This window comes from Micromonospora sp. CA-240977 (assembly GCF_050942285.1).
Taxonomy (GTDB): Bacteria; Actinomycetota; Actinomycetes; order Mycobacteriales; family Micromonosporaceae; genus Micromonospora.
The window spans coordinates 6,046,089-6,071,999 of the sequence record NZ_CP192055.1 but is presented as its reverse complement, the minus strand read 5'-3'; the positions used below and the strand labels follow the sequence as shown (position 1 = coordinate 6,071,999).

General features: G+C 70.4%; 27 protein-coding genes and 1 pseudogene. 15 read left to right on the top strand and 13 right to left on the bottom strand.

Translation table 11 applies throughout. From position 1 onward, the window contains the following. Positions 1 to 187 precede the first annotated feature (187 nt). Genes ACQPWW_RS27460 through ACQPWW_RS27445 form a run of 4 tightly spaced genes read right to left on the bottom strand, consistent with a single transcriptional unit; the run spans position 188 to position 3,496 of the window. Positions 188 to 1,927 carry a helicase HerA domain-containing protein gene (locus ACQPWW_RS27460; RefSeq protein ID WP_433126512.1) on the bottom strand — a complete coding sequence of 580 codons (1,740 nt, stop codon included), beginning with the start codon at positions 1,925 to 1,927 and terminating at the stop codon, positions 188 to 190. Then, positions 1,924 to 2,739, bottom strand: coding sequence for an ABC transporter permease (locus tag ACQPWW_RS27455; protein ID WP_433126511.1), 816 nt, complete (start codon positions 2,737 to 2,739; stop codon positions 1,924 to 1,926). Before ACQPWW_RS27455 ends, ACQPWW_RS27460 begins: the two co-directional genes overlap by 4 nt. Further along, entirely contained in the window at positions 2,736 to 2,921 is a 186-nt protein-coding gene (locus ACQPWW_RS27450) for a hypothetical protein (protein WP_433126509.1), read from the bottom strand. The genes ACQPWW_RS27455 and ACQPWW_RS27450 overlap by 4 nt, the downstream gene beginning before the upstream one ends. Beyond that, on the bottom strand, positions 2,918 to 3,496 hold the full coding sequence (locus tag ACQPWW_RS27445; RefSeq protein ID WP_433126508.1) for a helix-turn-helix domain-containing protein: 579 nt from the start codon (positions 3,494 to 3,496) through the stop codon (positions 2,918 to 2,920). The genes ACQPWW_RS27450 and ACQPWW_RS27445 overlap by 4 nt, the downstream gene beginning before the upstream one ends. A gap of 53 nt (positions 3,497 to 3,549) precedes the next feature. On the opposite strand from ACQPWW_RS27445, the pseudogene ACQPWW_RS27440 reads away from it, so the two are divergent. From ACQPWW_RS27440 to ACQPWW_RS27430, 3 genes and pseudogenes are all read left to right on the top strand, one after another. Continuing rightward, positions 3,550 to 3,822 (top strand): annotated as a pseudogene (locus ACQPWW_RS27440) (ComEC/Rec2 family competence protein); the annotation flags it as partial. Between the two features lie 317 nt (positions 3,823 to 4,139). Continuing rightward, positions 4,140 to 5,120 carry a DNA polymerase III subunit delta gene (holA, locus tag ACQPWW_RS27435; protein ID WP_433134603.1) on the top strand — a complete coding sequence of 327 codons (981 nt, stop codon included), beginning with the start codon at positions 4,140 to 4,142 and terminating at the stop codon, positions 5,118 to 5,120. After that, entirely contained in the window at positions 5,117 to 5,539 is a 423-nt protein-coding gene (locus ACQPWW_RS27430; RefSeq protein WP_355030874.1) for a hypothetical protein, read from the top strand. The genes holA and ACQPWW_RS27430 overlap by 4 nt, the downstream gene beginning before the upstream one ends. A gap of 131 nt (positions 5,540 to 5,670) precedes the next feature. Here ACQPWW_RS27430 and rpsT read toward each other — a convergent pair whose 3' ends face one another. Together rpsT and ACQPWW_RS27420 are read right to left on the bottom strand one after the other, a co-directional pair. Continuing rightward, the gene (gene rpsT / locus ACQPWW_RS27425; protein WP_357077052.1) at positions 5,671 to 5,937 is read right to left on the bottom strand and encodes a 30S ribosomal protein S20; all 267 of its coding nucleotides are present in this window, start codon (positions 5,935 to 5,937) and stop codon (positions 5,671 to 5,673) included. A 275-nt stretch (positions 5,938 to 6,212) separates the two neighbouring features. Further along, complete coding sequence (locus tag ACQPWW_RS27420; protein WP_433126507.1) at positions 6,213 to 7,199, bottom strand: phosphotransferase family protein; 987 nt, start codon at positions 7,197 to 7,199, stop codon at positions 6,213 to 6,215. Positions 7,200 to 7,260: 61 nt separating this feature from the next. Here ACQPWW_RS27420 and ACQPWW_RS27415 point away from each other — a divergent pair, with 61 nt between their 5' ends. The 7 genes from ACQPWW_RS27415 (at position 7,261) to ACQPWW_RS27385 (ending at position 14,675) form a co-directional block, all read left to right on the top strand. Then, positions 7,261 to 7,797 (top strand): DUF4240 domain-containing protein, encoded by a 537-nt coding sequence (locus ACQPWW_RS27415; RefSeq protein WP_433126506.1) that lies wholly within the window; start codon positions 7,261 to 7,263, stop codon positions 7,795 to 7,797. 115 nt (positions 7,798 to 7,912) lie between these two features. Continuing rightward, a complete protein-coding gene (gene lepA / locus ACQPWW_RS27410; protein WP_433126505.1) occupies positions 7,913 to 9,790 on the top strand; it encodes a translation elongation factor 4 in 1,878 nt (625 codons plus the stop codon). A gap of 454 nt (positions 9,791 to 10,244) precedes the next feature. Then, positions 10,245 to 10,529, top strand: a complete 285-nt coding sequence (locus tag ACQPWW_RS27405; protein ID WP_355030869.1) for a GlsB/YeaQ/YmgE family stress response membrane protein — start codon at positions 10,245 to 10,247, stop codon at positions 10,527 to 10,529. 517 nt (positions 10,530 to 11,046) lie between these two features. Further along, positions 11,047 to 11,331, top strand: coding sequence for a GlsB/YeaQ/YmgE family stress response membrane protein (locus ACQPWW_RS27400; RefSeq protein WP_433126504.1), 285 nt, complete (start codon positions 11,047 to 11,049; stop codon positions 11,329 to 11,331). A 247-nt stretch (positions 11,332 to 11,578) separates the two neighbouring features. Next, entirely contained in the window at positions 11,579 to 12,865 is a 1,287-nt protein-coding gene (locus ACQPWW_RS27395) for a sugar ABC transporter substrate-binding protein (protein ID WP_433126503.1), read from the top strand. Further along, the gene (locus ACQPWW_RS27390; protein ID WP_433126501.1) at positions 12,862 to 13,848 is read left to right on the top strand and encodes a carbohydrate ABC transporter permease; all 987 of its coding nucleotides are present in this window, start codon (positions 12,862 to 12,864) and stop codon (positions 13,846 to 13,848) included. Before ACQPWW_RS27395 ends, ACQPWW_RS27390 begins: the two co-directional genes overlap by 4 nt. Then, complete coding sequence (locus ACQPWW_RS27385) at positions 13,845 to 14,675, top strand: carbohydrate ABC transporter permease (RefSeq protein ID WP_433126500.1); 831 nt, start codon at positions 13,845 to 13,847, stop codon at positions 14,673 to 14,675. Before ACQPWW_RS27390 ends, ACQPWW_RS27385 begins: the two co-directional genes overlap by 4 nt. Positions 14,676 to 14,709: 34 nt before the next feature. Here ACQPWW_RS27385 and ACQPWW_RS27380 read toward each other — a convergent pair whose 3' ends face one another. Then, a complete protein-coding gene (locus ACQPWW_RS27380; protein ID WP_433126498.1) occupies positions 14,710 to 15,024 on the bottom strand; it encodes a winged helix-turn-helix domain-containing protein in 315 nt (104 codons plus the stop codon). Further along, a complete protein-coding gene (locus ACQPWW_RS27375; RefSeq protein WP_433126497.1) occupies positions 15,021 to 15,263 on the bottom strand; it encodes a hypothetical protein in 243 nt (80 codons plus the stop codon). The genes ACQPWW_RS27380 and ACQPWW_RS27375 overlap by 4 nt, the downstream gene beginning before the upstream one ends. A gap of 64 nt (positions 15,264 to 15,327) precedes the next feature. Here ACQPWW_RS27375 and ACQPWW_RS27370 point away from each other — a divergent pair, with 64 nt between their 5' ends. Then, positions 15,328 to 15,969 (top strand): MOSC domain-containing protein, encoded by a 642-nt coding sequence (locus ACQPWW_RS27370; protein ID WP_433126496.1) that lies wholly within the window; start codon positions 15,328 to 15,330, stop codon positions 15,967 to 15,969. A gap of 144 nt (positions 15,970 to 16,113) precedes the next feature. Next, positions 16,114 to 17,307 carry a low temperature requirement protein A gene (locus tag ACQPWW_RS27365; RefSeq protein ID WP_433126493.1) on the top strand — a complete coding sequence of 398 codons (1,194 nt, stop codon included), beginning with the start codon at positions 16,114 to 16,116 and terminating at the stop codon, positions 17,305 to 17,307. 31 nt (positions 17,308 to 17,338) lie between these two features. Here ACQPWW_RS27365 and ACQPWW_RS27360 read toward each other — a convergent pair whose 3' ends face one another. The 3 genes from ACQPWW_RS27360 to ACQPWW_RS27350 all read right to left on the bottom strand — a co-directional run bounded on the left by ACQPWW_RS27360 (position 17,339) and on the right by ACQPWW_RS27350 (position 20,701). Further along, a complete protein-coding gene (locus ACQPWW_RS27360; RefSeq protein WP_433126492.1) occupies positions 17,339 to 18,520 on the bottom strand; it encodes a low temperature requirement protein A in 1,182 nt (393 codons plus the stop codon). A gap of 194 nt (positions 18,521 to 18,714) precedes the next feature. Further along, positions 18,715 to 19,617: a phytanoyl-CoA dioxygenase family protein gene (locus ACQPWW_RS27355; RefSeq protein ID WP_091409805.1), complete on the bottom strand. Its 903-nt coding sequence runs from the start codon at positions 19,615 to 19,617 to the stop codon at positions 18,715 to 18,717. A gap of 223 nt (positions 19,618 to 19,840) precedes the next feature. Beyond that, positions 19,841 to 20,701: a hypothetical protein gene (locus ACQPWW_RS27350; RefSeq protein ID WP_433126490.1), complete on the bottom strand. Its 861-nt coding sequence runs from the start codon at positions 20,699 to 20,701 to the stop codon at positions 19,841 to 19,843. A 404-nt stretch (positions 20,702 to 21,105) separates the two neighbouring features. On the opposite strand from ACQPWW_RS27350, the gene ACQPWW_RS27345 reads away from it, so the two are divergent. Next, positions 21,106 to 21,870, top strand: coding sequence for an SDR family NAD(P)-dependent oxidoreductase (locus tag ACQPWW_RS27345; protein ID WP_433126488.1), 765 nt, complete (start codon positions 21,106 to 21,108; stop codon positions 21,868 to 21,870). Between the two features lie 60 nt (positions 21,871 to 21,930). Here ACQPWW_RS27345 and ACQPWW_RS27340 read toward each other — a convergent pair whose 3' ends face one another. After that, entirely contained in the window at positions 21,931 to 22,740 is an 810-nt protein-coding gene (locus ACQPWW_RS27340; RefSeq protein WP_433134601.1) for an enoyl-CoA hydratase-related protein, read from the bottom strand. 19 nt (positions 22,741 to 22,759) lie between these two features. On the opposite strand from ACQPWW_RS27340, the gene hemW reads away from it, so the two are divergent. After that, a complete protein-coding gene (gene hemW / locus ACQPWW_RS27335; protein ID WP_433126486.1) occupies positions 22,760 to 23,983 on the top strand; it encodes a radical SAM family heme chaperone HemW in 1,224 nt (407 codons plus the stop codon). Between the two features lie 46 nt (positions 23,984 to 24,029). On the opposite strand, the gene ACQPWW_RS27330 is transcribed toward hemW, so the two are convergent. Beyond that, entirely contained in the window at positions 24,030 to 24,653 is a 624-nt protein-coding gene (locus ACQPWW_RS27330; RefSeq protein ID WP_433126484.1) for a DUF4870 domain-containing protein, read from the bottom strand. Positions 24,654 to 24,819: 166 nt separating this feature from the next. Between ACQPWW_RS27330 and hrcA the strand changes: the two genes are divergently transcribed. Beyond that, positions 24,820 to 25,842: a heat-inducible transcriptional repressor HrcA gene (gene hrcA / locus ACQPWW_RS27325; RefSeq protein WP_433134599.1), complete on the top strand. Its 1,023-nt coding sequence runs from the start codon at positions 24,820 to 24,822 to the stop codon at positions 25,840 to 25,842. The last annotated feature ends 69 nt before the right edge of the window (positions 25,843 to 25,911 follow it).

Genomic DNA, 25,911 nt, shown 5'->3' with positions numbered 1-25,911 from the left:
AGCGGGAAGGGCCTCCGCCTCGTGGCCTCGGAAACCTGGGGCGGGGGTCTTCCTTCAGTCGCGGAACTCAGTAGCGACTTCTACTACCAAGTTGAGGTTACCCGCACCCCGGAAAGTCTGCGACAGGGTGACGGAGATTTATTGGGTCCGGTACTCGGCCGGTTACTCGGTCCCGTTACTCGCCTTCCTATTGCTGTCCGACCCACGCTTCCAGATCCTGTCGCGCGTATAGGTCGGCGTTCCCCTGCTTGCTCCTTGCCGTGGGCACCTTGCCGACGCGACGCTGTAGCCGCTTCTTGGCCGCTTCGTGAGACCAGGGAAGCACTCTGGCGTCTACCGCCTGGCGCAGCGTCAGGAAGTCCCCGGAAGGGCTTGATAGGCCGCTGACCTCGGATGTCCCCAGGGACCGGGGACATGCCAACTCCCGAGCCTCGGTAGCGGTGAGGTAGGCGACCTGGGTCTCTGTGGCCTGGCCACCGATCACGATCTGCCACCGTCCGAGGGTGCGGGATGCTCGGGGCATGGCTGCCTCGGGAACCAGCATCTTCCAGTTGTTCGCCGTGTACCGGGCGAGGCAGCGGATGCCGAAGTTCTCGCGCGCCTCGGGTCCGCCGATCGCCCGAGCGGTGAGCATCTGCGCGATGGCCAGCACGTTGACCTTGGCGCTGCGGCCCATGAAGAGCAGGTCAGCCAGCGCCGACACGGCGGGGGAGCGCTTGGGGTCACCCTTGCCGCGAGCCTCGGCCCAGAAGTTGACGAGCTGCCCGATGGTGGCGTTCAACTCCTCGCAGATGACCAGCACCCGGGGACCGCAGTCCCAGTCTTCCAGCTCGTGCATGGCCAGGGTGTTCCGCTCATCGGCGAGCGCGGCCAGGCGCACCAGGGCGTCATGCATCTGCGCCGGCTTGGTGCAGTAGTCGACCCCGGCCAGTCCGAGGGCCCAGCGGTGCGAGCCCTTCCGGTCGAGGATCACCACTCGCCCGCCTCGGGCGAGCACCTGCACGGCGACCAGCTCGGCGAGCACGCTCTTACCCGCGCCCGACCCCGCGCTCACCGCGATGTGGGGCGAGTCGTCGCGCAGGGACAGGGTTACCGGCCGATCGCCTGCACCCTGCCCGATGTAGAACTCCCACTCAGCCAGGCGGGGGAGATGCGCGGCGACCTGGTCGACGCCGACCCGAGCCGGTGGACGCTTGCGCACAGTCCAGGTAGCGGTTACCCGCGGACCGACCTGGTGCCAGGATTCGACCAGGTCGGACACCGGGATCTTGCTGCCGATGATGGATGAGACCAGCTGCCGTTGTTCCTTGGTCAGGTACGGGGTGTCTGCGGTCAGCTCGATACGCGGGCCCCGGTCGCCGTCGACGGGCCGGCGGAACAGAGCCAGCTTGGACGTGACCGGCTGCGCCTTGCGCTGCACCGACCATGCCACCCGCTGAGCACGCTCAGGAAGCCACCGGATCGGCGGCTCTATCCGCTCGCCGTACCAGGTCCGCACGGCGACCTCGGCCGGACTCAGCGGCTTGGCCAGCCGGGGGGTGAGGTTGCCCAACGATGGATCAACGTGCAGGCGTACGCCGGTCTGCAAGCCCATCGCGGGAGCGAGGGCAGCCAGGGTCGGTGCGATGTACTCGCGGTTGAATCGGCGCATGGTGATGCGGCGCCGCACTCGCCAGCCGGTGACGGCTACGGCAGCGCCGAGGAACCCGCCAGCCTGACCGGGGTAGGCCGCAGTCATGACGGTTGCGAACGGAACCCCGAGGCGGACGGCTTGACGTTGCCAGCCGGCCAGCCGGCCCGGTCCCCGTTGGCGGTACGGGTGGCCCTGCCGGCCGTCGAGCGGACGACCAGACAGGTACCGGTACGCGACGCGGGAGACGGTGTGCTTGCGTTGTAGCCGGCGGATCGCTCGCTCAAGTTCGGTCACTGCTCGTTCCCCTCGTGCGAGAGGTGGGCGAGGGCAGCGGCCATGCCGAGCACGGCGACGGGCAGGCAGGCAACCAGGGTGGTGATCCACCAGGGGGCAGAGGTGATGCCAGCGGCGACCAGGAGGTGATACGCCACCTGACCGAGCGCACCCACCATCAGAGACCCGATCGCGGACCACTTGGCGAACCAGCGAGCCCGGGGCGGGACCAGACCCGACAGCCAGGCCCGCAGCGCGTACGCGGCGTAGACCTCAACGCCGATCGGCAGAGTGATGGCGGTGTTGAGGCTGAACCCGTCGGCGATGCCGGGCAGCGGGTGAACCACCCCGAACCCGGTGAGTCCGCCGAGCCCGACCCAGCCGGACCAGATGGCTACGAACGCCGGGAGCGCGATCAGAACTACCGGCCATGTAGCCAGTCGGCGAGGCTTGCTGACAGCGGTGGAGGGCCCAGCGTGGACCGGCGGGTGTCCGACCTGGTCGACCTCGGGCAACGGCTCTGCGACCTTCTCAGCCGGCAGGATCAGCGGAACCGGGGTGATGTCGACCGGCAGGGCCGACGTAACCGGGGCGGGCTCGGCGTACTCCCACGGGTCAGAGGTGGGCTCAGTCTTGATGTCATCGGGCAGGATGATGGGCTCGGCGACCAGGGCCAGCCGGACCGCCTGAGCCTTGGGTGCACCCACCTTGAACTCACGCATGATCTGGTTCCGTGAGGGGATCTCGCCGAGCCTGTCCGCCAGGTCCCGAACAGCCGGGAGCAGGTCGCCGATGGCACGCGGGTAAGCGCTGGGAGCGGTGGCGGTAGTCATCGGTTGATCAGCTCCCGGCGGGTGGTGGGGACAGTCGGAACGTCGGAGAGGTGGGCGATGTCGTCGGCAACCTGGTCCGCGTGCTCATCGACCAGCAGGCGAGCGATGGCGAACGGCGCGAGCATCGCCAGCGGTCCGCCGATCAGGACCAAGGCCAGGGCGCAGGCAGCGGTGTCAGTCATCGGGCACCTGCCAGCGCCTCGCTGCGGCAGGGGATGCACCGGCCGGCGGGCTGGCCAACGTGCCCCGGCTTGGCGCACCGGTCACCGCCGGCGGTCATTGGAAGGGCAGCGCCCTTGCGCTCCGGGAAGCCGTTGGTGCCTGGGTTGGTGTTCTTGTTCCTGGGGATGAATCGACGCCAGTCCCGGGCGCTTGCGCCCGCCTTCTTCTTCCCTTGGTCTTCACCACTTCGGGTGACTCCCTGGCTGTCACCCCCGCTGGCTTGATCTGTCACCCCAGCCGGCTGATTCGTCACCCCCGAGGCTGCATCCGTCACCCCTTGGCCGGCCACCAAGCGGTAGACGCGGGTGGCGATTCCGGCAACCTTGGCGACGACCAGGCGACCGAGCTGCACCAGCTTGGCGAGCGCCCGCTGCACGGTCCGCTCAGAGCAACCGGCGTACTCGGCGAGGGTGGCGACGGAAGGCCAGGCATGGCCCTCGTGGTTGGCGTGGGCAGCGATAGCGATAGCTACGGCACGCTCATTTTTCCCGAGATCACGGGTCGCGAGCAGGGCGGACTTCACGGCTACACTCATGGCGGATCGGGCTCCTGTCCCGGTCAAGGGCCCGGAGCTCAGGTGTTACAGCACCTGCCGGGCCCGTTTATGTCGGTACCCGCCGCGCTCATGCGTCGGCGTACCAGGACCCGGGGTTCCTCAACGCGGTGCGGCCGGCGGTCGCGCTCGTGCCGGTGGGCAGTGGCAATACCTACGGCCACCCGAGCCCGGGGCTGCTCGCCCGGCTGACCAGGGGCGGCACCCGGGTGCTGCGCACCGACACCGACGGCGACGTGGCGGCGATCCGGACCGATGGTGGCCTGGCCGTGGTCCGGCGAGGAATCCCACCGGGCCGACGATCCTGAGCCGACGGCGTCACGGCGCGGCCGGTTCCCGGTCGTCGATCACCGGAGTGCCTGGCGCGCTGATCGACTCGGCTTCGCTGATCTGGGGGTGTCCGTCGTGACCCGATACCGCGTTATTGCTGACCTCGAGTGGATCAGGCACGGGGCTACGCAGAGACGGCCGGCCGGGTACCGGCCAGCGCGCGCCCGTCCGATTGGGCGAGGCGAATTGTCGATTAAGCGGTAATTGAGATAGATGTCTGGATTTGCGCTGTGTGCGGGCTGCGCCGACCAAGCAGCGAATGAGCAGGCACGATCCCGACGTGGGCCGTGCGAATATGGGCGGCGTGACCGCCGCCAACCTCGCCCCCATTCTGCTCGTCCTCGGTGACGAGGAGTTGCTCGCCACGCGCGCGGTCACCGAAGCTGTCGCGAAGGTTCGCAGTGTCGACCCCGAGGTGGACGTCCGCGAATACCAGGCCAGTGCGCTCACCGTCGGCGAGATCGCCGAGATGCTCAGCCCATCGCTGTTCGGCGGGCGGCGACTGCTGATCCTGCGCTCGGGCCAGGACGCCCGCAAGGACCTGGTCGCGGCGCTGCTGGCGTACGCGAAGAACCCCGACCCGGACGTCCAACTGCTGGTGCTGCACCTGGGCGCCGCCAAGGGCAAGGCGTTCGCCGACGGGTTGCGGGCGGCCGGCGCGACGGTCGTCCCGGCGGCCAAGCTCAAGGGGCACCGCGACCGGGTGACCTTCGTCCGTGACGAGATCCGCCGGGCCGGCGGAAAGTGCACCGACGACGCCGCCGAAGCGCTCATCGCGGCGGTCGGCAACGATCTGCGCGAGCTGGCTGCCGCCTGTTCCCAACTGATCGCCGACACCGACGGGCGGATCAGCGCCGACACGGTGAGCCGCTACTACCGGGGCCGGGTCGAGGTGACCGGCTTCACGGTGGCGGACGCCACAATGGTCGGCGACGTGCCGGCGGCACTGGAGGCGCTGCGCTGGGCCCTGCACGTCGGGGTCGACCCGGTGCCCATCGCCGACGCCCTGGCCGACGGGGTGCGTACGGTGGCCCGGGTGGCGTCGGCCGGGCGGGGCAACCCGTACCAGCTCGCCAGCAGCCTCGGCATGCCCGCCTGGAAGATCGAGCGGGCGCAGCGGCAGGGGCGCGGCTGGACGCCGGAGGGCCTGGTCCGGGCCATGCAGGTCGCCGCCGAGTGCAACGCCGCCGTCAAGGGCGGCTCCGACGACCGGGCGTACGCCCTGGAGCGGGCGGTCTTCTCGGTTGCGGCAGCCCGGCAGGGCGGCACCAGGTGACGGGAACGAACCGCCCGGCGTGGGCCACCGTCGCCGTCGACGAGGAACGCTACCGGCCGCTCTACGCCCGACTCCTCGGCCTGCGGTTCGTCAACCCCGGCGGCGTGCTGTGCTTCCTCTTCTTCGAGGGCACCATCGCGCTGGCCGTGCTGCTCGCCCTCGCCGAGTTGGTCACCTGGTGGGCGGTGCTTGTGCTGCCCGCAGTGGTGGCGGCGATGGTCAAGCTCAACGACATGGTGGCCGCGATCGTGGTCCGTTCCGCCGCGCTCGTGCCGGAGCAGGAACGGGACCGGTTTCGCCGGCAGATGGAGCCGGTGGTCGGCCGGGCCCAGGTGGAGTGGATTTCGCACAGCGTCAGCGGCGTGGTGATCACCGCCGATCCGGCGCCGCCCACCCGCCGTGCCGACCCGTCTCGCTGAACCCAACCCGTCAGGTCGAACCGGACTCATCAGGTTGGCGGCTGGCCCGCGGACGCCGTGCCGGTCTGCGGACACACGGAAGCCCCGGACCGAGGTCCGGGGCTTTCCGAATCAGTCTGACGGTGAAGTCGTCAGGCGGAGAGCGCACCCACGCGCTTCGCGATCGCGGACTTGCGGTTCGCGGCCTGGTTGGAGTGGATCACGCCCTTGCTGACGGCCTTGTCCAGCTTGCGCGAGGCGTCCAGCATGAGCGCGGTGGCCTTCTCGACGTCACCGGCCTCGGCAGCCTCGTGGAACTTCCGGACGGCGGTCTTCAGCGACGACTTGACCGACTTGTTGCGCAGCCGGGCCTTCTCGTTCTGCCGGTTGCGCTTGATCTGGGACTTGATGTTCGCCACGCGACAGCCTCGTCTTGATAGCTCGGGTTGGTCAGCTTCTGTGCGCGAGATGACGAACATGCGTCATCGCTGCGCGAAGAGCCAGGTTACCAGGTCGCCCGGGACGAGCCAAAACGGCTCTGCCAACCGCCGCTCCACGGGCCGCGGAGCAGACCGGCGCTGATCCACTCGGCTTCACGGATACCGGGGTATCCGTAGCGAGTTGACACCCCGGTATCAAGGAACCCAAGTCGATCACCCAAAGGCGGACGGCCGCCGGGTGTTCGGGGTGATGGTCACCGCCAGCCCTGGCGGCGGGCCAGCCAGTCGAGCAACTGCTCGCCGCTCCACCGCTGGTGGGCGGGCAGGTGCGGCGAGGCGGTCGGGGGAGCCGCCGCGGCACCGGTCAGGTAGTAACCGGCCAACGCGGCAACTGTCGCGTCCAGCGCGTCCGGGGGAGCGCCCGCCGTCGCCGGGTGCGCGGCGAAGAGCCGGTCTGCGTCCAGGCCGCTGGCGTACGCGGTGAGCAGCAGACCGGCCAGGTCGAACCAGGCCGGCCCCGAGCAGGCCCAGGTCCAGTCGCAGAACCAGGCTCGGCCGTCCGCGTCGATCAACACGTTGTCGACCCGCAGGTCGCCGTGGATCAGGCCGGTCGCCCCGGCGGCGTACCGGGGGAGGCGGAACTCCAGCGCCACCAGTTCGGCCAGCCGGCCCCGTGCTGGAGCGGGCAGGGGCGGGGCCGGCTCGCGCCCGGCGGCGACCTCCTCCCACCAGAGGATGTCCGAGCGGGCCAGGTCGGCCAGGTGCGGCAGGCCGAGCGCGACCAACTCGGCCGGCGGGTCGGCCAGGGCGGCGGCGACCTCCGCGTACCCGGCGAGGGTCGCGTCCAACTCGGCGGGCAACCAGGGCAGGCGTGGGGTGTGGCCGTCGACGGCGTCGGTGCAGAGCGCGAACCAGCCAGCTTCGTAGAGGGTCCACCGGGGGCGGGGCGCCGGCAGGCCGGCCGGCAGCCGGTCGAGGATCGCGGCCTCCCGGGCGTACCAGTCGACAAGGTGCGGTTGCTCGGCGGCGGGCGCGGCCTTGACGAAGGCCCGGCCACCGTCGGCGGTGTCGAGCACGGCGGCGAAGCCGCGGGTGAAGCCCGCGCCGGCGACCCGGGCGGTGACCACCGGCGCGCCGAGCCGGTCGGCGACCGCGGCCCGCAGCGCCGCCGGCAGCGTCGGCCACGACGGGCGCAGGGCGCTCGCGTGGTACGGCACCGGCGGCAGTGAGGGAGGGGACACCACACCATGCTGCCCCGGGGTACGTGCGCGACGCACGGCGACACTGCCAGACTGCCAAGCCATGAGGACCGAGGACTTCTGGCAGCTGATCGACGAGGCTCGGGCCGGCGGTGGGGGAGAGCCCGGGCCGGTCGCCGCGCGGGCCGTCGCGCTGCTCGCCGAGCGCGACCCGGAGGACATCGTCGGGTACGCCCGGCACCAGACGCGGGTGCTGGCCGCCTCGCACAAGGCGGACCTGTGGGGCGCGGCGTACCTGATCAACGGTGGCGCCTCGGCCGACGGCTTCGAGCACTTCCGGGGCTGGCTGATGACCCAGGGGCGGGCTGTCTTCGCACGCGCGGTCGCCGAACCGGACTCCCTGGCCGAACTGCCCCAGGTGCGGGCGGCGTCGCTCAGCGGCGAGGAGTTCTCCGCCGAGCAGATGCTGTCGGTGCCCTGGGACGCGTACCGGAAGGCCACCGCCACCGAACTGCCGGCGGACCGCGATCCGGTGCGGACGCCGGACCTCAACGACTTCTGGGACTTCGACGACGAGGAGGAGGCGCGTCGTCGGTTGCCCCGACTCGCCGCGCTCTTCGTCGAGCCGCCGCTGGAGTGAGGGGGCGCGGACCGATCCGTCGCCCGCGCAGCGGGCGCACCCCGGCGGCGTGGGAACATAGAGGGGGTCGGCGGCGCGCCGGCCTGTTCACGTCAGCCGACCAGAACGGACCGCTGTGCCACCGAAGCTCGATCCCGGCGCGAATGCTCCCGGTTCCACCGACCCCGGTCGCATCCGGAACTTCGGCATCATCGCCCACATCGACCACGGGAAGTCGACCCTGGCCGACCGGATGCTGCAGCTCACCGGTGTGGTCGACCCCCGGCAGATGCGCGCCCAGTACCTGGACCGGATGGACATCGAGCGCGAGCGCGGCATCACCATCAAGAGCCAGGCCGTCCGCATGCCGTGGACCATCCGCGATGGTGAGCGGGCCGGCGAGCACGCGGTGCTCAACATGATCGACACCCCGGGGCACGTCGACTTCACCTACGAGGTGTCCCGGTCGCTGGCCGCCTGCGAGGGCGCCGTGCTGCTTGTCGACGCCGCGCAGGGCATCGAGGCGCAGACCCTGGCCAACCTCTACCTGGCGCTCGAGAACGACCTGCGCATCATCCCGGTGCTCAACAAGATCGACCTGCCGGCCGCCCAGCCGGAGAAGTACGCCGAGGAGCTGGCCCACCTGATCGGCGGCGACCCCGCCGACTGCATCCGGGTCTCCGGCAAGACCGGCGAGGGCGTCCCGTACCTGCTCGACGAGATCGTCCGGCAGTTCATCCCGCCGGTCGGTGCCGCCGAGGCGCCCGCCCGGGCGATGATCTTCGATTCGGTGTACGACGTGTACCGCGGCGTCGTCACGTACGTCCGGGTCATCGACGGCCGGATCAGCGCCCGGGACCGGATCAAGATGATGTCCACCGGGGCCGTGCACGAGTTGCTGGAGATCGGCGTCATCTCGCCCGAGATGGTCAAGGCGGAGGCGCTCGGCGTCGGCGAGGTCGGCTACCTGATCACCGGCGTGAAGGACGTCCGGCAGTCCCGGGTCGGTGACACTGTCACCATCAACAGCCGGCCGGCGGCCGAGCCGCTGGGTGGCTACAAGGACCCGAAGCCGATGGTCTACTCGGGGCTCTACCCGATCGACGGGTCCGACTACCCCAACCTGCGTGAGGCACTGGACAAGCTCAAGCTCAACGACGCCGCCCTGGACTACGAGCCGGAGACCTCCGGTGCGCTCGGGTTCGGTTTCCGCTGCGGCTTCCTCGGCCTGCTCCACCTGGAGATCATCCGGGAGCGGCTGGAGCGCGAGTACAACCTCGACCTGATCTCCACCGCGCCCAACGTGGTGTACCGGGCGATCACCGACGACGGCGCCGAGATCGTGGTCACCAACCCCAGCGAATACCCCAGCGGCAAGATCGCCGAGGTGTACGAGCCCGTCGTGCGCGCCACAGTGCTGACGCCAAACGACTACGTGGGCGCGGTGATGGAGCTCTGCCAGGGTCGGCGCGGCACCCTGCTCGGCATGGACTACCTCTCCGCCGACCGGGTGGAGCTGCGCTACACGCTGCCCCTCGCGGAGATCATCTACGACTTCTTCGACCAGTTGAAGAGCCGCACCAAGGGCTACGCCTCACTCGACTACGAGCCCTCCGGCGAGCAGGCGTCCGACCTGGTGAAGGTGGACATCCTGCTGCACGGCGAGCCGGTGGACGCGTTCAGCGCCATCGTGCACAAGGACAAGGCGTACAACTACGGCGTCACCATCGCCGCCAAGCTGCGTACCCTGATCCCCCGCCAGCAGTTCGAGGTGCCCATCCAGGCGGCCATCGGCAGTCGGGTGATCGCCCGGGAGACCATCCGGGCGATCCGCAAGGACGTGCTCGCCAAGTGCTACGGCGGTGACATCAGCCGTAAGCGCAAGCTGCTGGAGAAGCAGAAGGAAGGCAAGAAGCGGATGAAGATGGTCGGCCGCGTCGAGGTGCCGCAGGAGGCCTTCATCGCCGCCCTCTCCTCCGACTCCGGCGACGGCAAGGCCGCCGGGAAGAAGTAGTCCGGACGTCCCGCCCCGCTCATCCTCGCGTACGGCGGCCGATGCGTCGCGGACCACGCTGGAGGACCAAGATCCGCGCAGTTTCGGGGAAAGTGTTGCCTGGAGTCGTGTTGAGGCAACAGTTTCCCTGAAGTAGCGCGGATCTTGCGTGTCTGCCTTGGTCCGCGTCTCCCTGCTTGTTCGGTCCAGCCGGCCGTCGACGTTGCCGGCCGGGTGCGGGGTTGCCGAGGTCCGGAAAATTTTTTGGGCTGATGCGGGGTGGTGGTCGGGTCGCCGAGATGGGCTCCCACCTGTGTGGACGTGCTTCCGGCGCCAACCGACGCACCCGTCGGGCATTGACATCTGGCGTTGTCATCCACGATGAGTCGGTTTGGGCTTTCGGCGGGTCGGGCACTTAACGGTCACGACAGGAAGCACACATCGTGTGTCGAACATTCTTTGAAGGAGGGCGACCGTGGAGTTCACCGTGTGGGGCATCATCACTGCGATCGTTGTTGGTCTCATCGTCGGCGCGCTCGGCCGTCTGGTCGTCCCGGGCCGGCAGAACATGCCGATCTGGTTGCACCTGCTCATCGGTATCGGCGCGGCCCTGTTGGGCACTGTGCTGGCGCGGGCCGTCGGCATCGCGACCGAGACGAGCGGTATCGACTGGGGCGAGCTGCTGGTCCAGGTCGTGGTTGCCGCGATCGCGGTCGCCCTGGTGGCCGGCGTGGGTGGCCGCCGCCGAGTGACCCGCTAACACCGAACACAAATTCTCGTACCACCGCCACACAGTCGATGGGCGTCCGGCCGACAGGCCGGGCGCCCATCGGCGTTTCCCGGCCAATCACCTCCGCGGCCAGGACGGCCAATCACCGCGCCAGCCGGGTTCTCGACGCCCGGCTGGCGTTTCCGGCGCACCGGATCGCTGTGATCCGCTCCGTTTCCGTGAGATCGGGCTGACCTGCTGGGCTTGTTGCCGCGACATCAAGGAACTCGTGTCGATCACGGCGCGCGGCGGGCTGGCGGCCCGTGGCCTGCGGTCCCGGGGCGGGCTGGCGGCCCCTGGCCCGGGGCGGGCTGGCGCCCGCGGCGGGCTGGCGGCCCGTGGCGGTGGTTCGGGTGTGGGGGTGGTCGGTGGAACGTGCTCATGTCGGCCAAGACGTGATCGTTTCGTGGCCGGAGTCGGTTTGGAATTTTCGTGGGGCGGGCACTTAGCGGTCACGACAGAAAGCACACACCTCGTGTGTCAGACATTCTTCTGAAGGAGGGTGGCCGTGGAGCTCACCGTGTGGGGCATCATCACTGCGATCGTTGTTGGTCTCATCGTCGGCGCGCTCGGCCGCCTGGTCGTCCCGGGCCGGCAGAACATGCCGATCTGGCTGCACCTGCTCATCGGTATCGGCGCGGCCCTGCTGGGCACTGTGCTGGCGCGGGCCGTCGGCATCGCGACCGAGACGAGCGGCATCGACTGGGCCGAGCTGCTGGTCCAGGTCGTGGTCGCCGCGATCGCGGTCGCCCTGGTGGCCGGCGTGGGTCGCCGCCGCAGCCTCACCCGATAACGACCTGGCATCACCTGGCGAGGCAACAGCACCGTAGGACAGCACTACCGAAGGAGCGCCCGGCCCAGAGCCGGGCGCTTTTTCGTGCCCTGTGCCCGGATTCGCCCCGATGTCCGAGCGTCGCTCGTCGGGCCGCTGCGGTACGGTCGCCACGCTTCGGCCAGTCCGCCCACTGTCGTAAAGGAATTCTCCGTACTAGGGTGCGGCGGAGAAGGTTAGTTCCAGGCGGCGCGAGGGGAGATGTGGCGTGAACAGGTGGAAGCGGTTGGCCCCGGTCACCGCCATGGTGGCCTCGGCCGCGATGGTGCTGACCGGGTGCGGTGGTTCCGGCGAGGACGCGGCCGACGACAGCAAGCTCACGGTCTGGATGATGGGCGAGGGCGGCGACGCGCAGAACGCCTTCCTCGATTCCGTCGAGACCGAGTTCCGCCAGAAGCACCCCGACACCGACGTGGTGGTGCAGTACATTCCCTGGCTCGAGGCGCCCAAGAAGTTCCAGGCGGCGCTCGCCGGCGGTGAGGGGCCGGACATCACCGAGCTGGGCAACACCGAGACCCAGGGCTGGGCCGCCCAGGAGGCGCTCGCCGACGTGAGCGGTCGGATGGGCGGCTGGGCCGACGGCAAGGACCTGCTGCCCGACCTGGTGCGCAACGCGCAGCTCGACGGCAAGCAGTACGGCGTGCCCTGGTACGCGGGTGTGCGGGCGATCTACTACCGCACCGACTGGTTCGCCGAGGCCGGCGTGCAGCCGCCGAAGACCTGGGACGACCTGGTCACCGTGGCAAAGGCCGTGCAGGCGAAGAAGAAGGGCACCTACGGCATCGCCCTGCCGGGCAACTCCGAGCTGCCGTTCTACTCCTTCCTCTGGGGTGCCGGCGGCGAGATCGCCAGCAACCAGGGCGGCACCTGGAAGTCCGGTTACACCACGCCGGAGGCGCAGCGGGCCGTCAAGTTCTGGACCGACCTGGTGACCGTGCACAAGGTGGCCCCGCCGGCCGCCGCGGGCTGGAACGAGATCGACGCGCGCACCCAGTTCGCCACCGGAAAGGCCGCGATGGCCTTCGCCGGTAGCTGGCAGCAGAACGCCATCAAGAAGGACAACCCCGAGATCGAGAAGGTCTGGGGTACGTTCCCGATCCCCGGCCCGGACGGCAAGGCGGCACCCGGTTTCGCGGGTGGTTCGGACGTGGCGATCTGGAAGGACAGTGAGCGGCAAGACCTGGCCTGGGACTACCTGACAGTGCTGCTGAACAAGAAGAACGCGCAGAGCTTCGCGAGCAGCCTCGGCTTCTTCCCGGTCTACCAGGATCTGGTCGCCGGTGACACGTACGCCAACGACAAGGTGATGGCGGCGTTCGCCACCACCATGCAGAACACCAAGCTCACGCCGCTCACCCCGAAGTGGGTGGAGGTCAGCCGGACGAAGACGGTGACCCAGGCGATGAACAGCTCGGTCATGAAGGGTCAGAAGACGGTCGAGAAGGCTACCGCCGACGCGGCCGGTGAGATGGAAAGCATCCTCAACGCCAAGTGACCACGCTGACCGAGGTGCCGGAGACGGCCGCCGCGCGGGAGACCCCCGCGCGGCGGCGTCGCCGGGTGGACCGCCTGCCCTACCTGCTCCTCCTGCCCGCACTGGTGATCATCGGGGTGCTGCTGCTCTGGCCACTTGGCCAGGTGGTGGTGATGTCCTTCTACCGGCTCAACAGCGTCCGGCAGTTGCGCGGCGACCGGGAGTGGCCGTGGGTGGGGCTTGGCAACTACACCGACATCCTCTCCGACCCGTTCTTCCTGACCGTGCTGCGCAATACGGTGCTGTTCGCCGCGGCCAACGTGCTGCTCACGATGGTCCTCGGCACCCTGGTCGGGCTGCTGCTCAACCGGCTCGGTCGCAAGATGGCGACCTTTGTGGCCAGTTGCGTGATGCTCGCCTGGGCCACGCCGGCGCTGACCGGCACCATCGTGTGGAAGTGGATCTTCGACGACACGAGCGGCCTCGTCACGTGGCTGTTCAACGCGCTGCCGGACGGGCTCTCCCGCAGCCTGTTCGGTCGTAGCGACTGGACCGGCTACGGCTGGTTCAACTCGCCGCTGCTCTTCTTCGCCATCCTCACCCTGGTGGTGGTCTGGCACTCGTTCCCGTTCATCGCGGTGAGCGTGCTCGCCGGTCTCAAGAGCGTGCCGAGCGAGCTGCACGAGGCGGCCCGGGTGGACGGCGCCAGCCCGTGGCGGGTCTTCTGGCAGATCACCTTCCCGCTGCTGCGCCCGGTCTTCGGGATCCTGATCGTGCTCTCCACCATCTGGGACTTCAAGGTCTTCACCCAGCAGTTCGTGCTGGCCGGCGGCACCCAGGACCGGCCGACGTTCATGCTCGCCATCTACTCGTACGCCGAGGCCTTCTCTCCGCCGCCGAAGTACGGACTCGGCGCGGCCATCGCGGTGATCCTCACGCTGATCCTGCTCGTGGTGACCGGCTTCTACGTACGGATGGTGCTCAGGCAGGAGGACGAGTCGTGAAGAAGGTGGCCCTCAACGCCGCCGGGCTGCTTGTCGCGCTCTTCGCGGCGTTCCCGGTCTACTGGATGATCTCGACCTCGCTGAAGCCGAGCAACGAGATCTTCTCGGCCACCCCGCAGCCGGTGCCGACCCACCCGACGCTGGCGCACTACCGGGAGATCCTGACCGGCAACCTGATCCCCGGCGTGAGCTTCTTCGACTTCTTCCTCAACAGCACGCTGGTCGCGGTCTCCACAGTGGTGCTCAGTGGCCTTGTCGCGTTGCTGGCCGCGACCGCTGTGGCGCGGTTCCGCTTCAAGCTGCGGACCAGCTTCCTGATCATGCTGCTGGTGGTGCAGATGATCCCGCTGGAGGCGTTGGTCATCCCACTCTTCCTGATGATCCAACGGCTGGGGCTCTACAACACCCTGCCCAGCCTGATCCTCACGTACCTCGGTTTCTCGCTGCCGTTCGCGGTCTGGATGCTGCGCGGCTTCGTCGCCGCGGTGCCCAAGGAGTTGGAGGAGGCGGCGGCCATCGACGGCGCCAGCCGGGCCCAGATCTTCCGCCGGGTCCTGTTTCCGCTTGTCGCGCCCGGCCTGGTGGCCACCAGCATCTTCTCCTTCATCACGGCGTGGAACGAGCTGATCTTCGCGCTGACGTTCATCAACGACCAGGGGAGCTACACGCTGCCGGTGGCGATGACGTTCTTCTTCGGCCGGGACGACACCAACTGGGGACCGGTGATGGCCGCGTCCACCCTGTTCACCCTGCCGGTCATCATCTTCTTCCTGCTGGTGCAGCGTCGGATGGTCTCCGGCCTGGTGGCCGGCGCCGTCAAGGGCTGACCGGCCGGCCGCGGACGACCGTCGGACCCGGCGGTCAACCGGCGGGCAGAACGGTGAGCCCCGACCGGGCGACGATTTCCTGTAACGCGGCCACGTGCCCGTCGAACGCCGCCCGACCGGCAGTGCTCAGGGTCACCGAGGTGCGCGGGCGCTTGCCCACGAAGCCTTTGCGGATCTCCACGTATCCGACCTGCTCCAGCGTGCTGAGCTGTTTGGACAGCGCGGAGTCGGAGAGCCCGAGCTGCTCGCGCAGGTAGCGGAACTCCGCCCACTCGGTGGCCGCGAGCAGGCTCACCAGGGACAGCCGGGTCGGCGCGTGGATCAATTCGTCGAACCGGGGGCTGCTCACCGGCCGCCGCCGAGCGGTCGGGTCGTCATCACCCGGCGAAGGTAGCGCATCAGCGGCAGCCCGGTGGCGGTCATCGCGCCGGCGGTGGTGATCGCGCCGATGGTCGCGGGCCAGGCCAGGCCGGCCGCCTCGGCGGCGAACCCGGTGCCGACGCCGAGCGCGACAAGGACGAGCACGTAGCCGGCGATGGTGGTCGCGCTGTGTCGGGCAAGTGGAGCACCTTCTTGCCTAGTGGGCAAGTACTTTCCTCCTCCGGTGCGAGGTGGCGCTGCCGGACATCGACACGCGGTTAGGCTGACGGTCATGACGGGCAGGGTGGCAGCGGTGAACCTCGGCATCGTGACCGAGGCGCGGTGGGCCGGCGACGCGAGCGGTCGTAGCGGCATCGACAAGCGGCCGGTGGACGGCCCGGTGCTGATCCGCGCCGACGGGGTGGTCGGCGACTTCATCGGCGAGCGGGCCCATCACGGTGGTCCGGACCAGGCGGTCTACGCCTACGCGGAGGAGGACGCCGCTTGGTGGGCGGCCGAGCTGGGTCGGCCCGTACGGTCCGGTGGCTTCGGCGAGAACCTGTCCACGTACGCGGTCGACGTGACCGGCGCCGTGATCGGCGAGCAGTGGCAGGTCGGCTCCGCCCTGCTCCAGGTCACCAAGCCGCGGACGCCCTGCACCACCTTCGCCGGGTTCTGGGGCGTACCGGATCTGATCAAGCGGTTCACCGCGCGGGCGCTGCCCGGCGCCTACCTGCGGGTGCTACGCGAGGGCGAGGTCGGCTCGGGTGACCCGATCGAGGTGGTGGAGCGGCCCGCGCACGGCGTGACCATCGGCGAGGTGTTCCGGGCGACCAGCCTGGAGCCGGAGCTGCTGCCCCGGGTGCTCGAAGCGGAGGGCCTGCCGGAATCGATCCGGGAGAAGGCCCGCCGCCGCCTCGCCCCGCGCGGCTGAACGCGGTGCCGCGTCGACACGCGGCTCTCCGGTCCGGGTCGGGGTAGCTGGCGGCCGACAAGAACCCGAGGACGGGACCGGCGGCGGACGGTTGCCCGTATTGTCCCTGTCGGGGGCGTGCGGCGGGGGGCCGGGTGGAACGCGATGTCGACGGCGACGGACAGCGGTGCGGCGGCGGCGTCGCCCCCCGATCCGGGCCTGGAGCGTCCGGCCTTCCTGGAGCTCTTCTTCGACCTCGTCTACATCTTCGCGCTCGTCACCCTGGCGACAGTACTGGCCGGGAACCTCAGCTGGACCGGCCTCGCCGAGACGCTGGTGCTGCTGCTCGGGTTCACGATGATCTGGGCGTTGACCGTCTGGGGGGCGGACAGCATCAACCTGACCCGCCCGTCCGGGCAGGGACAGTTCATCTGGGTGGCGGCGGCCAGTCTGCTGTTGGCCGCGCTCGCGGCCGACGCGTACGGCGATCGCGGGCTGCTCTTCGCGACCACGTACGTGGTCATCCACCTCAGCGCCTCGGCCTACTACGTCCTTGTCGTCTCGACCGGGAAACCGCCGCGTCGCAGCATCCGGATCCAGATCTGGGAGGCCATCGCCGGCGTCGGCTGGATCGGTGGGGCGCTCGTCGGCGGTTCGGGGCAGTTGGCGATCTGGGGGCTCGCCGTCGTCGTCGAGTATTCCGCGGCCGTATTCGGCTGGCCGGTGCCCCGCCTCGGTCGCTCCCGAGCGCGCGACTGGCGGCTGGTCGGCGCGCGGGTCGCCGAGCGGTACCGGCAGTTCGTCATCGTCGCCCTCGGTGTCTCGATCTTCGTGACCGGAACGACCTTCAGTACGGGCGAGTACACGCTGGCGCGTGCTTGGGCGTTGCTCGTGGTGTTCACCACCATCGTGTTGATGTGGCGGATCTACATCTACCGCGCGGGTGAGCTGCTGACCGACGCGATCGCCCGCTCGACCAACCCGGCGCTGCTCACCCAGTCCGCGGCGGCCACCCACCTGATCATGGTGGCCGGAATCGTCGGCGCGGCGGTCACCAGCCACCTCGTGGTGAGCCGCCCGCTGGGCGAGACCCCGCCCTCCTGGGCCGCCGTCATCTTCGGCGGCCCCGCGTTGTACCTGCTCGGCCGGGGCGTCCTCGACTTCACAGTGTTCGGACGGATCTCCCGGTCCCGGTTGGCCGGTGTGGTGCTGCTGGCGTGCCTGGCGCCCACCACGCCCCTGCTGCCGCCGGTCCTGGTCGCGCTGCTCGCCATGACGGTGCTCTTCCTGATCGCCGTGGCGAACCTGGTGAGCACCAGGCGGCACACGCGGACGCCAGCGCCGCCGATGCTGGGGTGACCCGGCACGGCGGCGGGACGGCCCCGCGTCGTCAGGGCGCGGCGACCCGGACCGGGCGGTTCCGCGCGGCCAGCCCCTCCCCGACCAGGGTGAACAGCAGGACCAGGTTCGCCAGCACCAGGGTGGTCAGCGGCGGGAGCAGGAGTGTGGCGGGCGCCAGCAGGGCGCACAGCACCACGATCGCCAGCACCCGGGACCAGAGGGTCCGGCCGGTCACCACGGCATCGAACAGGACGCTGCCGAGCAGGAACAGGGCCGGCCCGCCGACAATGGCGGCCGTCAACTCCACCGGGGCGCGACCGAACGGCCGATCGATGACCAGCAGGGTGCTTGTCGAGACCAACACCACCCCGGCCACCATCACCAGATGGCTGTACGAGGTGGAGGTGCCGGGGCGGACCCGCTCCACCGTCGCGACGCTCGGTGGGGCCAGGATCCGCTGGACCCGCTGGAAGTAGAGCTGGAACAGCAGGACGGCGCTGACGAACGCGACAGCGCAGGTGGCCACCGGGCCGGCCGTGAACCCGCTGTCGGCCAGCCCCATGCCGGTGCTCAGGATCAACTCGCCGAGCGCGACGATGAAGATCGCCCGGTGCCGTTCGGAGAGGTGCATCCCGGTGAAGATCTGGCTGGCGAGTTCGGTCCGCCCCAGCCCCGGTGTCGGCCAGCCGAACCGGGCCGAGCCGAGGTCGACCGCCACCGCGATCGACCAGAGCACCAGTCGGGCCGTCTCGTCCACGAACACGCCGGCCACCCACGGCGCCACTGTGACGCCGAACCAGAAGAACACCCGGATGCTCCGCGCCTGGATCGGGCGGTTCACCCGGGTGCCGGGGATCAGGACGGCGTCACGGACCAGGTGGATGCCGAAGTACGCCGCGACGAAGAGCCACCCGTACCGGCCGAAGGCGTACGGCGTGGCGATCGCCATCAGCAGGGTGCCGAGCATGACCAGCAGGGTGGTGGCCTGGATGACCGGCAGTCGGGGGTTGAACAGGTCGGTGAGCCACGCGGTCAGCACCCAGACCCACCAGGCGGCCAGCAGCAGGACGGTGGTCTGTAGCGCGCCCCGGACGGTGAGGTCGGCGGCCAGGCTGGCGGCGAGCCGGGAGAACATGAAGATGTAGACCAGGTCGAAGAAGAGTTCCAGGAAGGTCGGGTATGCCGGCTCGCCCCGGCGGCGGAGGATCCGGGGGAGCGGAGCGGACGTCACTGCGACTGCCTCCTGTGCCACCCCGCGCTCTCAGGCGGGGGCGCCGCGCCCCGGCCTGCGCACCCGTCACGCTACCGACAGTGCGGTCTCCGGTGGTCGGGAACGGCCTCGGCCCGGGTGATCGGGGCCCCGCGGACACGGAACGGCCCTCTGCCGTCGTGCGGTGGCAGAGGGCCGTTCCTACGAGCGGGAGATCAGCGGAGCCAGGGGATGTTGCGGTCGAGCAGGCCGCGCTCCTTGAGCTCCTTGCGCAGCGGGATCTCGTCGTCGACGTACCCGTCCCAGTTGATGCCCCAGTAGTTGGCGGTGTGGGTGCCCTCACCGATGAGCTGGCGCTGCACGGGGGTGCGGTTGCGGTACCACTCGCCGTTCACGTCGGGGTGCAGCTCGTCCAGCGGACGGATCCACCGGTAGGTGTAGCCGACGAAGAGCATCTTGCGGGTGATGGTCGACAGGTTCGTCGAGCGCGAGTGCCACTGCCGGCGGTCGAAGATGAAGGCGTCGCCCGGATTGGCGGTGATCTCCACCGTGCCCTCCGGGTCGGGGTTCTGCACAGTGAGGTCCGCCGGCCGGGGCAGCGAGTTCTTCAGGTGGCTGCCCGGGATGACCTTGGTGGCGCCGCGGCCGGTCTCGGAGAGGTCCGACAGGACGTACGCGACCTTCAGCGAGAACATCGGCCGGGGCAGGTTCGGGTCCATCGTCTCCGGGTCGGAGTTCTGCCGGTACCCGTCCTGGTGCCAACCCCAGTACGGCTTCTCCGGCTCGGCGGCCGGAGGGGTGACGTCCAGGTGGTTGTGGTGGGTGTAGATGTTCCAGCCGGCCAGCCCCCACATGTACGGGAAGGCGATCGGGTGGGTGAGCAGCTCGCCGAAGAGCTCGTCGCGCTCCAGGAAGCCCAGCAGGTGCAGGGTGCCGTCCTTCTTGGTGGTGCCCTTGGCCTGCTCCTCCGCGTAGACGCGGTCGACCGCCGCCTCCAGCGCCGCCCGGTGGTCCTCCGTCAGGACGTTGCGCAGCAGGAGGAAGCCCTGCTCGTGGAACTCCTTGCGGTCAGTGTCGCTGATCGGTTCGTAACCGGTCCGGTCGCCGTAATCGAACACCGCGTCGTACCCCTCCCCATGAGGTGAAACCTTTTTCTGGCACAGGCCGCCGATCGTAACGCGATGGCCAAGGGGGCGGGGAGGGCGTGCTGCGCCAGGGGGTCCCGGGCGGAACCCCCCGCAGCGGGAAGGCTGCGTAAAGTGAGATTTCTGTGATTGGTAGAGGGCCTTGCGGGCTTTTGTCCGATTGTGCGGTGACTGCCGGTTAAGAGATCCGGCCCCGTCAGCCCTCGTTGAACACCTCGGCGACCACCTGGCCGGGGGAGTGCTGCTGGCCGTCGACCCGACCCCAGGTGCCGCCCCGGGCGGTCCACTCCAGATCGCCGAAGCGGACCCGCTTCACCCCGTGGTCCTGGGCGTGCGAGACCAGCCAGTGCGCGTACCGCCAGCCGTCGCGCTGGTCACCCGGGGTCACCGTCAGCCCGGTCGGGTCGTTCGGGTCGAGCCCCTTCAACCCCCAGTCCAGCCCGAGGTTGCGGGTGAGCTGCGCGGCCGCCGCCGCCCCGTGCATCACCGGGGTACGCCCCACCGTGCAGGCCACAGCGCCGGTGGCGTCGCCCATCAGCGCCCGGCTGAGCACCTCGGAGTCGTCGGCCCACTTCTGGTAGGCCTCCGGAAAGGCCGAGCGCTGCACCCGCTGGGCGGCGTCGGTGACGCGCATCTTCTCCCAGCCGCGGACCTTCTTGAGCGCCGCGTAGAACTTGTTTGCCGCGTAGCGCGGGTCGCGGATCTGCGCCGAGGTGCCCCAGCCCTGACTCGGCCGCTGCTGGAACAGGCCGACCGAGTCGCGGTCGCCGTCGGCCAGGTTGCGCAGCCCGGACTCCTGGTACGCCGTGGCCAGCGCGACCACCACGGCCCGCTCGGACATGCCGCGCTGGGCGCCGATCGCCGCGATGGTCGCCGCGTTGGCCATCTGGTCGGCGTCCAGGGCGACCCGGCCGTCGGCCTGCACCGTGCACTTGCGTGCCGCCAACGGCAGCTGTAGGCCACCCCCGACCTGCCGTACGACGAGCCAGATGGCGATCACGGCGACGAGGATGAGGACCACTCCACCCGCAACGGCTGCCCGAGTTCGCACCCACACCCCCAGATCGACGAGTCTGCCAAGCGTACGTCCCCGTCGTGCCCAACGGGCCGTCCGCGCGGGTTCGAGGCCGGCTCGGCGGCTCCGTCCCGGTTCGGGGTCGGCTCCGCCGACGCGTTCCGATCGAGGCATTCCCGCTCCGGACGCGGTCTCACCTGCCCGGTTGGCCCTCCTGCGCACCCCTGCTCAACGACAATCCACTGCGTGTGGTGCCGGTTGTCGCTGACGAGGCGCTGTGCGGCCGACGACTCGGCATGCCGGGCCTGTCGTGCGCGTCACCGCCTCGGCCGGACGCGGAAGTGGTTGACCGGTCAAGGAGTTACTACGGTTGACATGTCAATCGCTGGCCTGCCCGGTGGTGCGCGAAGCCGACCGAGCCGGGTCACGGAGCGAGGAGGAGTTCCATGGGAACGCTCGACGGCAAGGTCGTGCTCATCACCGGCACCGGCGGCGGTCTGGGACGCGTCGCCGCGCAGATCTTCGCGCGCGAGGGCGCGAAGATCGTCGGGGCCGACATCCAGGTCGCCGGCAACGACGAGACGGTCGAACTCGTCCGCGGCGCCGGCGGTGAGATGACCGGCATCGCGCCGGTCGACCTCACCGATCCGGAACAGGTGCGGACGTTCGTCGAGGACGCCGCCGCGGCCTACGGCGGGCTCGACGTGGTCTACAACAACGCCGCCGCGCTCCGCTTCGGCCCGATGCCGGACTTCTCCGTCGAGGACTGGCGGTACACCATCACCGGTGAACTCGACATTCCGTACTTCGTGTCGAAGTTCGCCTGGCCGCACCTGGTCCAGCGCGGCGGCGGCGTCATCATCAACGCCGCCTCCATGGCCGGCATGATCGCCGGTCACGTCCCCCCGATGGTGGGTCACACCGCCGCCAACGCCGGCGTCATCGGCCTGACGCGCCAGCTCGCGCTCGAAGGCGCGCCGCACGGGATCCGCGCGGTGGCGGTCAGCCCGGGGCCGATCGTCAGCCCCGCGAGTGAGCGCGACCTGGGTGACAACCAGGCGGCTCGGGACGCGATCACCGGCAAGACGCTGCTCAAGCGGTTCGCCCAGCCCGAGGAGGTCGCCGAACTTGTGGTGTTCCTCGCCTCCGACCGGGCGTCGTACATCACCGGGGCGAACTACCCGGTCGACGGCGGCGCGACCGCCTGGTGACCCGACCGGACGGCGGCCGGGACGCCGCCAAACGACGGCGGCGTCCCGGCCGCCCCGGTCCTACCCGGCATGATCAGCAGAACCACCGTCCAGAGCGGCCACCCATCGAGCTAATCTTTTGTCCCGGAAGGCCATGACCCCCTCGCGTCCCTCGTCGGAAAGGAAGTAGCCGGTCGAGAGGGCGGACAGCCGGGCCAACTCGGCACGCAGCTCGGCGGTGCCCGGCCGGCGCAGCAGCTCCTTCGCGCCGGCCAGCGCGCCCGGCGCGCCGCGCACCAGCGAGTCGCAGTAGCGCCGCACCGCGTCGTCCAGCCCGTCCGCCGGCACGCTGGCCGTGACCAGGCCGATCTCGGCGGCCCGCCGGCCGTCGAAGGTGTCTCCGGTCAGGTACAGCTCGGCGGCGGCGCGCGGGTGCAGCCGGGGCAGCACGGTCGCCGAGATCACCGCCGGGATCACCCCGATCCGCACCTCGGTGAACGCGAACGTCGCCTCGTCGGCGCAGACCGCCAGGTCGGCGGCGGCGATCAGACCCAGCCCACCGGCCCGCGCCGGCCCGCCCACCCGGGCCAGCACCGGCTTCGGGCACTCCCAGAGCGCCGCGAGCACGTCACCCAGCATCCCGGCGGGCACCGCGCCGCTGGCGTACGCCGCGGCCGTCTCCTTCAGGTCCGCGCCCGAGCAGAAGACCGGGCCGGTGTGGTCGAGCACGATCGCCCGGACCGCCTCGTCCGCGACCGCGTCGCCCAGCCCGGCCAGCAACTGGGTCATGAGGCCGGTGGAGAGCGCGTTGCGGTTGTGCGGGCTGTCCAGGGTGAGGGTGGTCACCCCACGGGCCGTGGCGACCCGCACGAGGACGTCGGGAGAGGTCATGCCGGGCACACTAGTGGCCATGCCCGGCCTCCTTCCAGATGGTGAGACCGTCCCCGTCGACGGATCGCTGCCCGCCACCGCCACCGCGGCGGTCGGCGCGCGCGGCTTCGGCGTGTACGTGCACGTGCCGTTCTGCGCCAGCCGCTGCGGCTACTGCGACTTCAACACCTACACGGCGGCCGAGCTGGGCGGAGGGGCGAGCCGCGAGGGGTACGCCGACACCGTCCTGGCCGAGTTGGCGCTCGCCGCCCGGGTGCTCGGCGACAGCCCGCCGCCCCGGGTCGACACCGTCTTCGTCGGCGGCGGCACACCCACCCTGCTCCCCGCCGACGACCTGGCCCGCATCCTCGACGGCATCGACCGCACCTGGGGGCTGGCCGCCGACGCCGAGGTGACCACCGAGGCCAACCCGGAGTCGGTCACCCCGGAATCGTTGACGCTGCTGCGCAAGGCCGGCTACACCCGGATCTCGCTGGGCATGCAGTCCGCCTCCCCGGGGGTGCTGGCGATCCTGGACCGCAAACACAGCGCCGGCCGGGCCACCGCCGCCGCCCTGGAGGCCCGCGAGGCCGGCTTCGCGCACGTCAACCTGGACCTGATCTACGGGACCCCGGGGGAGCGGCCCGAGGACTTCGCCGCCTCGCTGGAGCAGGTCGTGGCCGCCGGGGTGGACCACGTCAGCGCGTACGCCCTGATCGTCGAGGACGGCACCCGGCTCGCCGCCCGGATGAAGCGCGGCGAGCTGGCGTACCCCAGTGACGACGTGGCCGCGGACCGCTACCTGGCCGCGGAGGCCGCCCTCGACGCGGCCGGTCTCTCCTGGTACGAGGTCTCCAACTGGGCCCGCACCGACGACGCCCGGTGCCGGCACAACCTGCTCTACTGGACCGGCGCGGACTGGTGGGGGCTCGGGCCGGGGGCGCACAGCCACGTCGGCGGGGTGCGCTGGTGGAACGTCAAGCACCCCTCGATGTACGCCCAGCGGTTGGCGGCGGGAACGTCACCGGGCCTGGCCCGGGAGGTGCTCACGGCCGACGAGGCGCACATGGAGGACGTGATGCTGCGGCTGCGGCTGGCCAGCGGCCTGCCGCTCGCGGTGCTGGACGGCGCCGGCCGGGCCGGTGCCCAGCGGGCGCTGGCCGACGGCCTGCTGGACACCGACGCGTACGCGGCCGGCCGGGCGGTGCTCACCCTGCGCGGGCGGCTCCTCGCCGACGCGGTGGTGCGCGACCTGCTGCCCTGAACGGGAAGCGGCGCACGGGTCGGCCGGGGGAGCGGCCGACCCGCTGTCACTTGATGAAGTTGACCGACATCGGGTAGCGGTAGGGCGTGCCCTCGTTGGCCTTCATGCCCCCGATGATCCCGAACAGGATCTGGATCACCACGACCGCGATGCTGGGCAGGAAGAGCAGGCACCAGCTCACGAAGAGCAGCACGAACGCGATGATCGACCAGAGGATCTGGAAGTTCAGGGCGGCCAGGGCGTGCGTCCGGACGGTCGGCGACTGGTTGCCGCGGGCCAGGTAGGCGATGAGCGGGGCGACGAAGCCCAGCGGGCCGAAGCTGATCAGCGCGCCGAGGGATCCGCCGAAGTGGGCGACGAGCGCCCAGGTCTTGTCCTCGTTGTTGGCGTAGCCGCCGCCGGGGCCGCCGTAGGCGCCGCCGGTCGGATACCCGCCAGGGGGATAGCCGCCGGGCGGCGGGTAGCCCCCCGCCGGGGGGTAGCCGCCTGACGGCGGTTGTGCACCGGTGGGCGGCGGATAGCCACCGGCCGGGGGATAGCCGCCCGGGCCAGGCGCCCCGGACAGTGGTGCGGTGGGTGGCTCGGCCGACGGGTACGAGCTGGGAGAGGTCGGCTCCGGCGGGTAGTTGCCGGGGTCACCCGCGCCGGGAGGGCGAGGAGGTTCTGTCATGGGTGTCACGGTAGGGGTCCGTGGCAACGCGGCACCAGTGGGCGGTCGTTGATCATCGCGCCGGCGGGTACGCCGACGTAGACTGGCACTCGTTACAGTCGAGTGCCAGGACGGCCCGGCCGGGCCCACGGCACCGGCGGCCGACGTGCGACAGGAGGTGCGGATGATGGGTCTCGACGACCGGAAGCTCGCCGTGCTCCGCGCGATCGTCGAGGACTACGTCTCCACCCAGGAGCCGGTCGGCAGCAAGGCGCTTGTCGAGCGGCACCAGCTCGGGGTCTCCCCGGCCACGGTCCGCAACGACATGGCCGTGCTGGAGGAGGAGGGCTACATCCGGCAGCCGCACACAAGTGCCGGCCGGGTGCCCACCGACCGCGGCTACCGGCTCTTCGTCGACCGGTTGTCCCGGGTCAAGCCGCTCAGCCCGGCCGAACGTCGGGCCATCGAGCGCTTCCTGGTCGGCGCGGTCGACCTCGACGACGTGGTGCACCGCACGGTACGGCTGCTCGCCCAGCTCACCCGGCAGGTGGCCGTCGTGCAGTACCCGAGCCTGGCCCGCTCCTCGGTTCGACACCTGGAGCTGGTGCCGATCTCCACCACCCGGCTGATGCTCGTCATGATCGCTGACACCGGGCGGGTCGAGCAGCGGCTGGTGGAGCTGCCCGGTCCGGTGCCGGCGGACGACGTCATCGACCTGCGCCGGCTGGTCAACGAGAAGCTCGCCGGCGCGCGGCTGTCCGAGACGCCGCCGTTGGTGCAGGCGCTTGTCGAGGAGGTGCCGGTCGAGCTGCGTCCGGCGATGACCACGCTCTCCACGGTGCTCCTGGAGACGCTCGTCGAGCGGCACGAGGAACGCATCGCGCTGGCCGGCACCGCGAACCTCACCCGGGGCGGCCTGCTCGACTTCCAGGGTTCGCTGCGTCCGATCCTGGAGGCGCTGGAAGAGGAGGTCGTGCTCCTCAAGCTCATCGGCGAGACCGAGCCGAGCACGACGCGGGTGCTGATCGGCGACGAGAACGAGTTCGACAACCTGCGGGCCGCCTCGGTGGTCAGCACCGGGTACGGCCCGGGCGCCACGATCGTCGGCGGCCTGGGAGTGCTGGGACCCACCCGGATGGACTACCCCGGCACCATCGCCACGGTGCGCGCCGTGGCACGCTACGTGGGCGAGTTGCTGGCCCAGAACTGACCAGTCAGGGCCGACGGCCGGCTGTTTGCCGCCGGATCGGCGCAACGCGAGACGAACATGAGGACACGG

What these genes read in the sequence shown, in the direction of transcription:
- ACQPWW_RS27340 (WP_433134601.1), bottom strand. Translation starts at nt 22,740, where the DNA reads ATGACCTCTCCCGACGTCCTCGTGCGGGTCGCCACGGCCCGTGGGGTG.
- ACQPWW_RS27365 (WP_433126493.1), top strand. Translation starts at nt 16,114, where the DNA reads ATGTCGACGGCGACGGACAGCGGTGCGGCGGCGGCGTCGCCCCCCGAT.
- ACQPWW_RS27330 (WP_433126484.1), bottom strand. Translation starts at nt 24,653, where the DNA reads ATGACAGAACCTCCTCGCCCTCCCGGCGCGGGTGACCCCGGCAACTAC.
- ACQPWW_RS27450 (WP_433126509.1), bottom strand. Translation starts at nt 2,921, where the DNA reads ATGACTGACACCGCTGCCTGCGCCCTGGCCTTGGTCCTGATCGGCGGA.
- ACQPWW_RS27415 (WP_433126506.1), top strand. Translation starts at nt 7,261, where the DNA reads ATGAGGACCGAGGACTTCTGGCAGCTGATCGACGAGGCTCGGGCCGGC.
- ACQPWW_RS27345 (WP_433126488.1), top strand. Translation starts at nt 21,106, where the DNA reads ATGGGAACGCTCGACGGCAAGGTCGTGCTCATCACCGGCACCGGCGGC.
- ACQPWW_RS27445 (WP_433126508.1), bottom strand. Translation starts at nt 3,496, where the DNA reads ATGAGTGTAGCCGTGAAGTCCGCCCTGCTCGCGACCCGTGATCTCGGG.
- ACQPWW_RS27370 (WP_433126496.1), top strand. Translation starts at nt 15,328, where the DNA reads ATGACGGGCAGGGTGGCAGCGGTGAACCTCGGCATCGTGACCGAGGCG.
- hrcA (WP_433134599.1), top strand. Translation starts at nt 24,820, where the DNA reads ATGGGTCTCGACGACCGGAAGCTCGCCGTGCTCCGCGCGATCGTCGAG.
- ACQPWW_RS27455 (WP_433126511.1), bottom strand. Translation starts at nt 2,739, where the DNA reads ATGACTACCGCCACCGCTCCCAGCGCTTACCCGCGTGCCATCGGCGAC.
- hemW (WP_433126486.1), top strand. Translation starts at nt 22,760, where the DNA reads ATGCCCGGCCTCCTTCCAGATGGTGAGACCGTCCCCGTCGACGGATCG.
- holA (WP_433134603.1), top strand. Translation starts at nt 4,140, where the DNA reads ATGGGCGGCGTGACCGCCGCCAACCTCGCCCCCATTCTGCTCGTCCTC.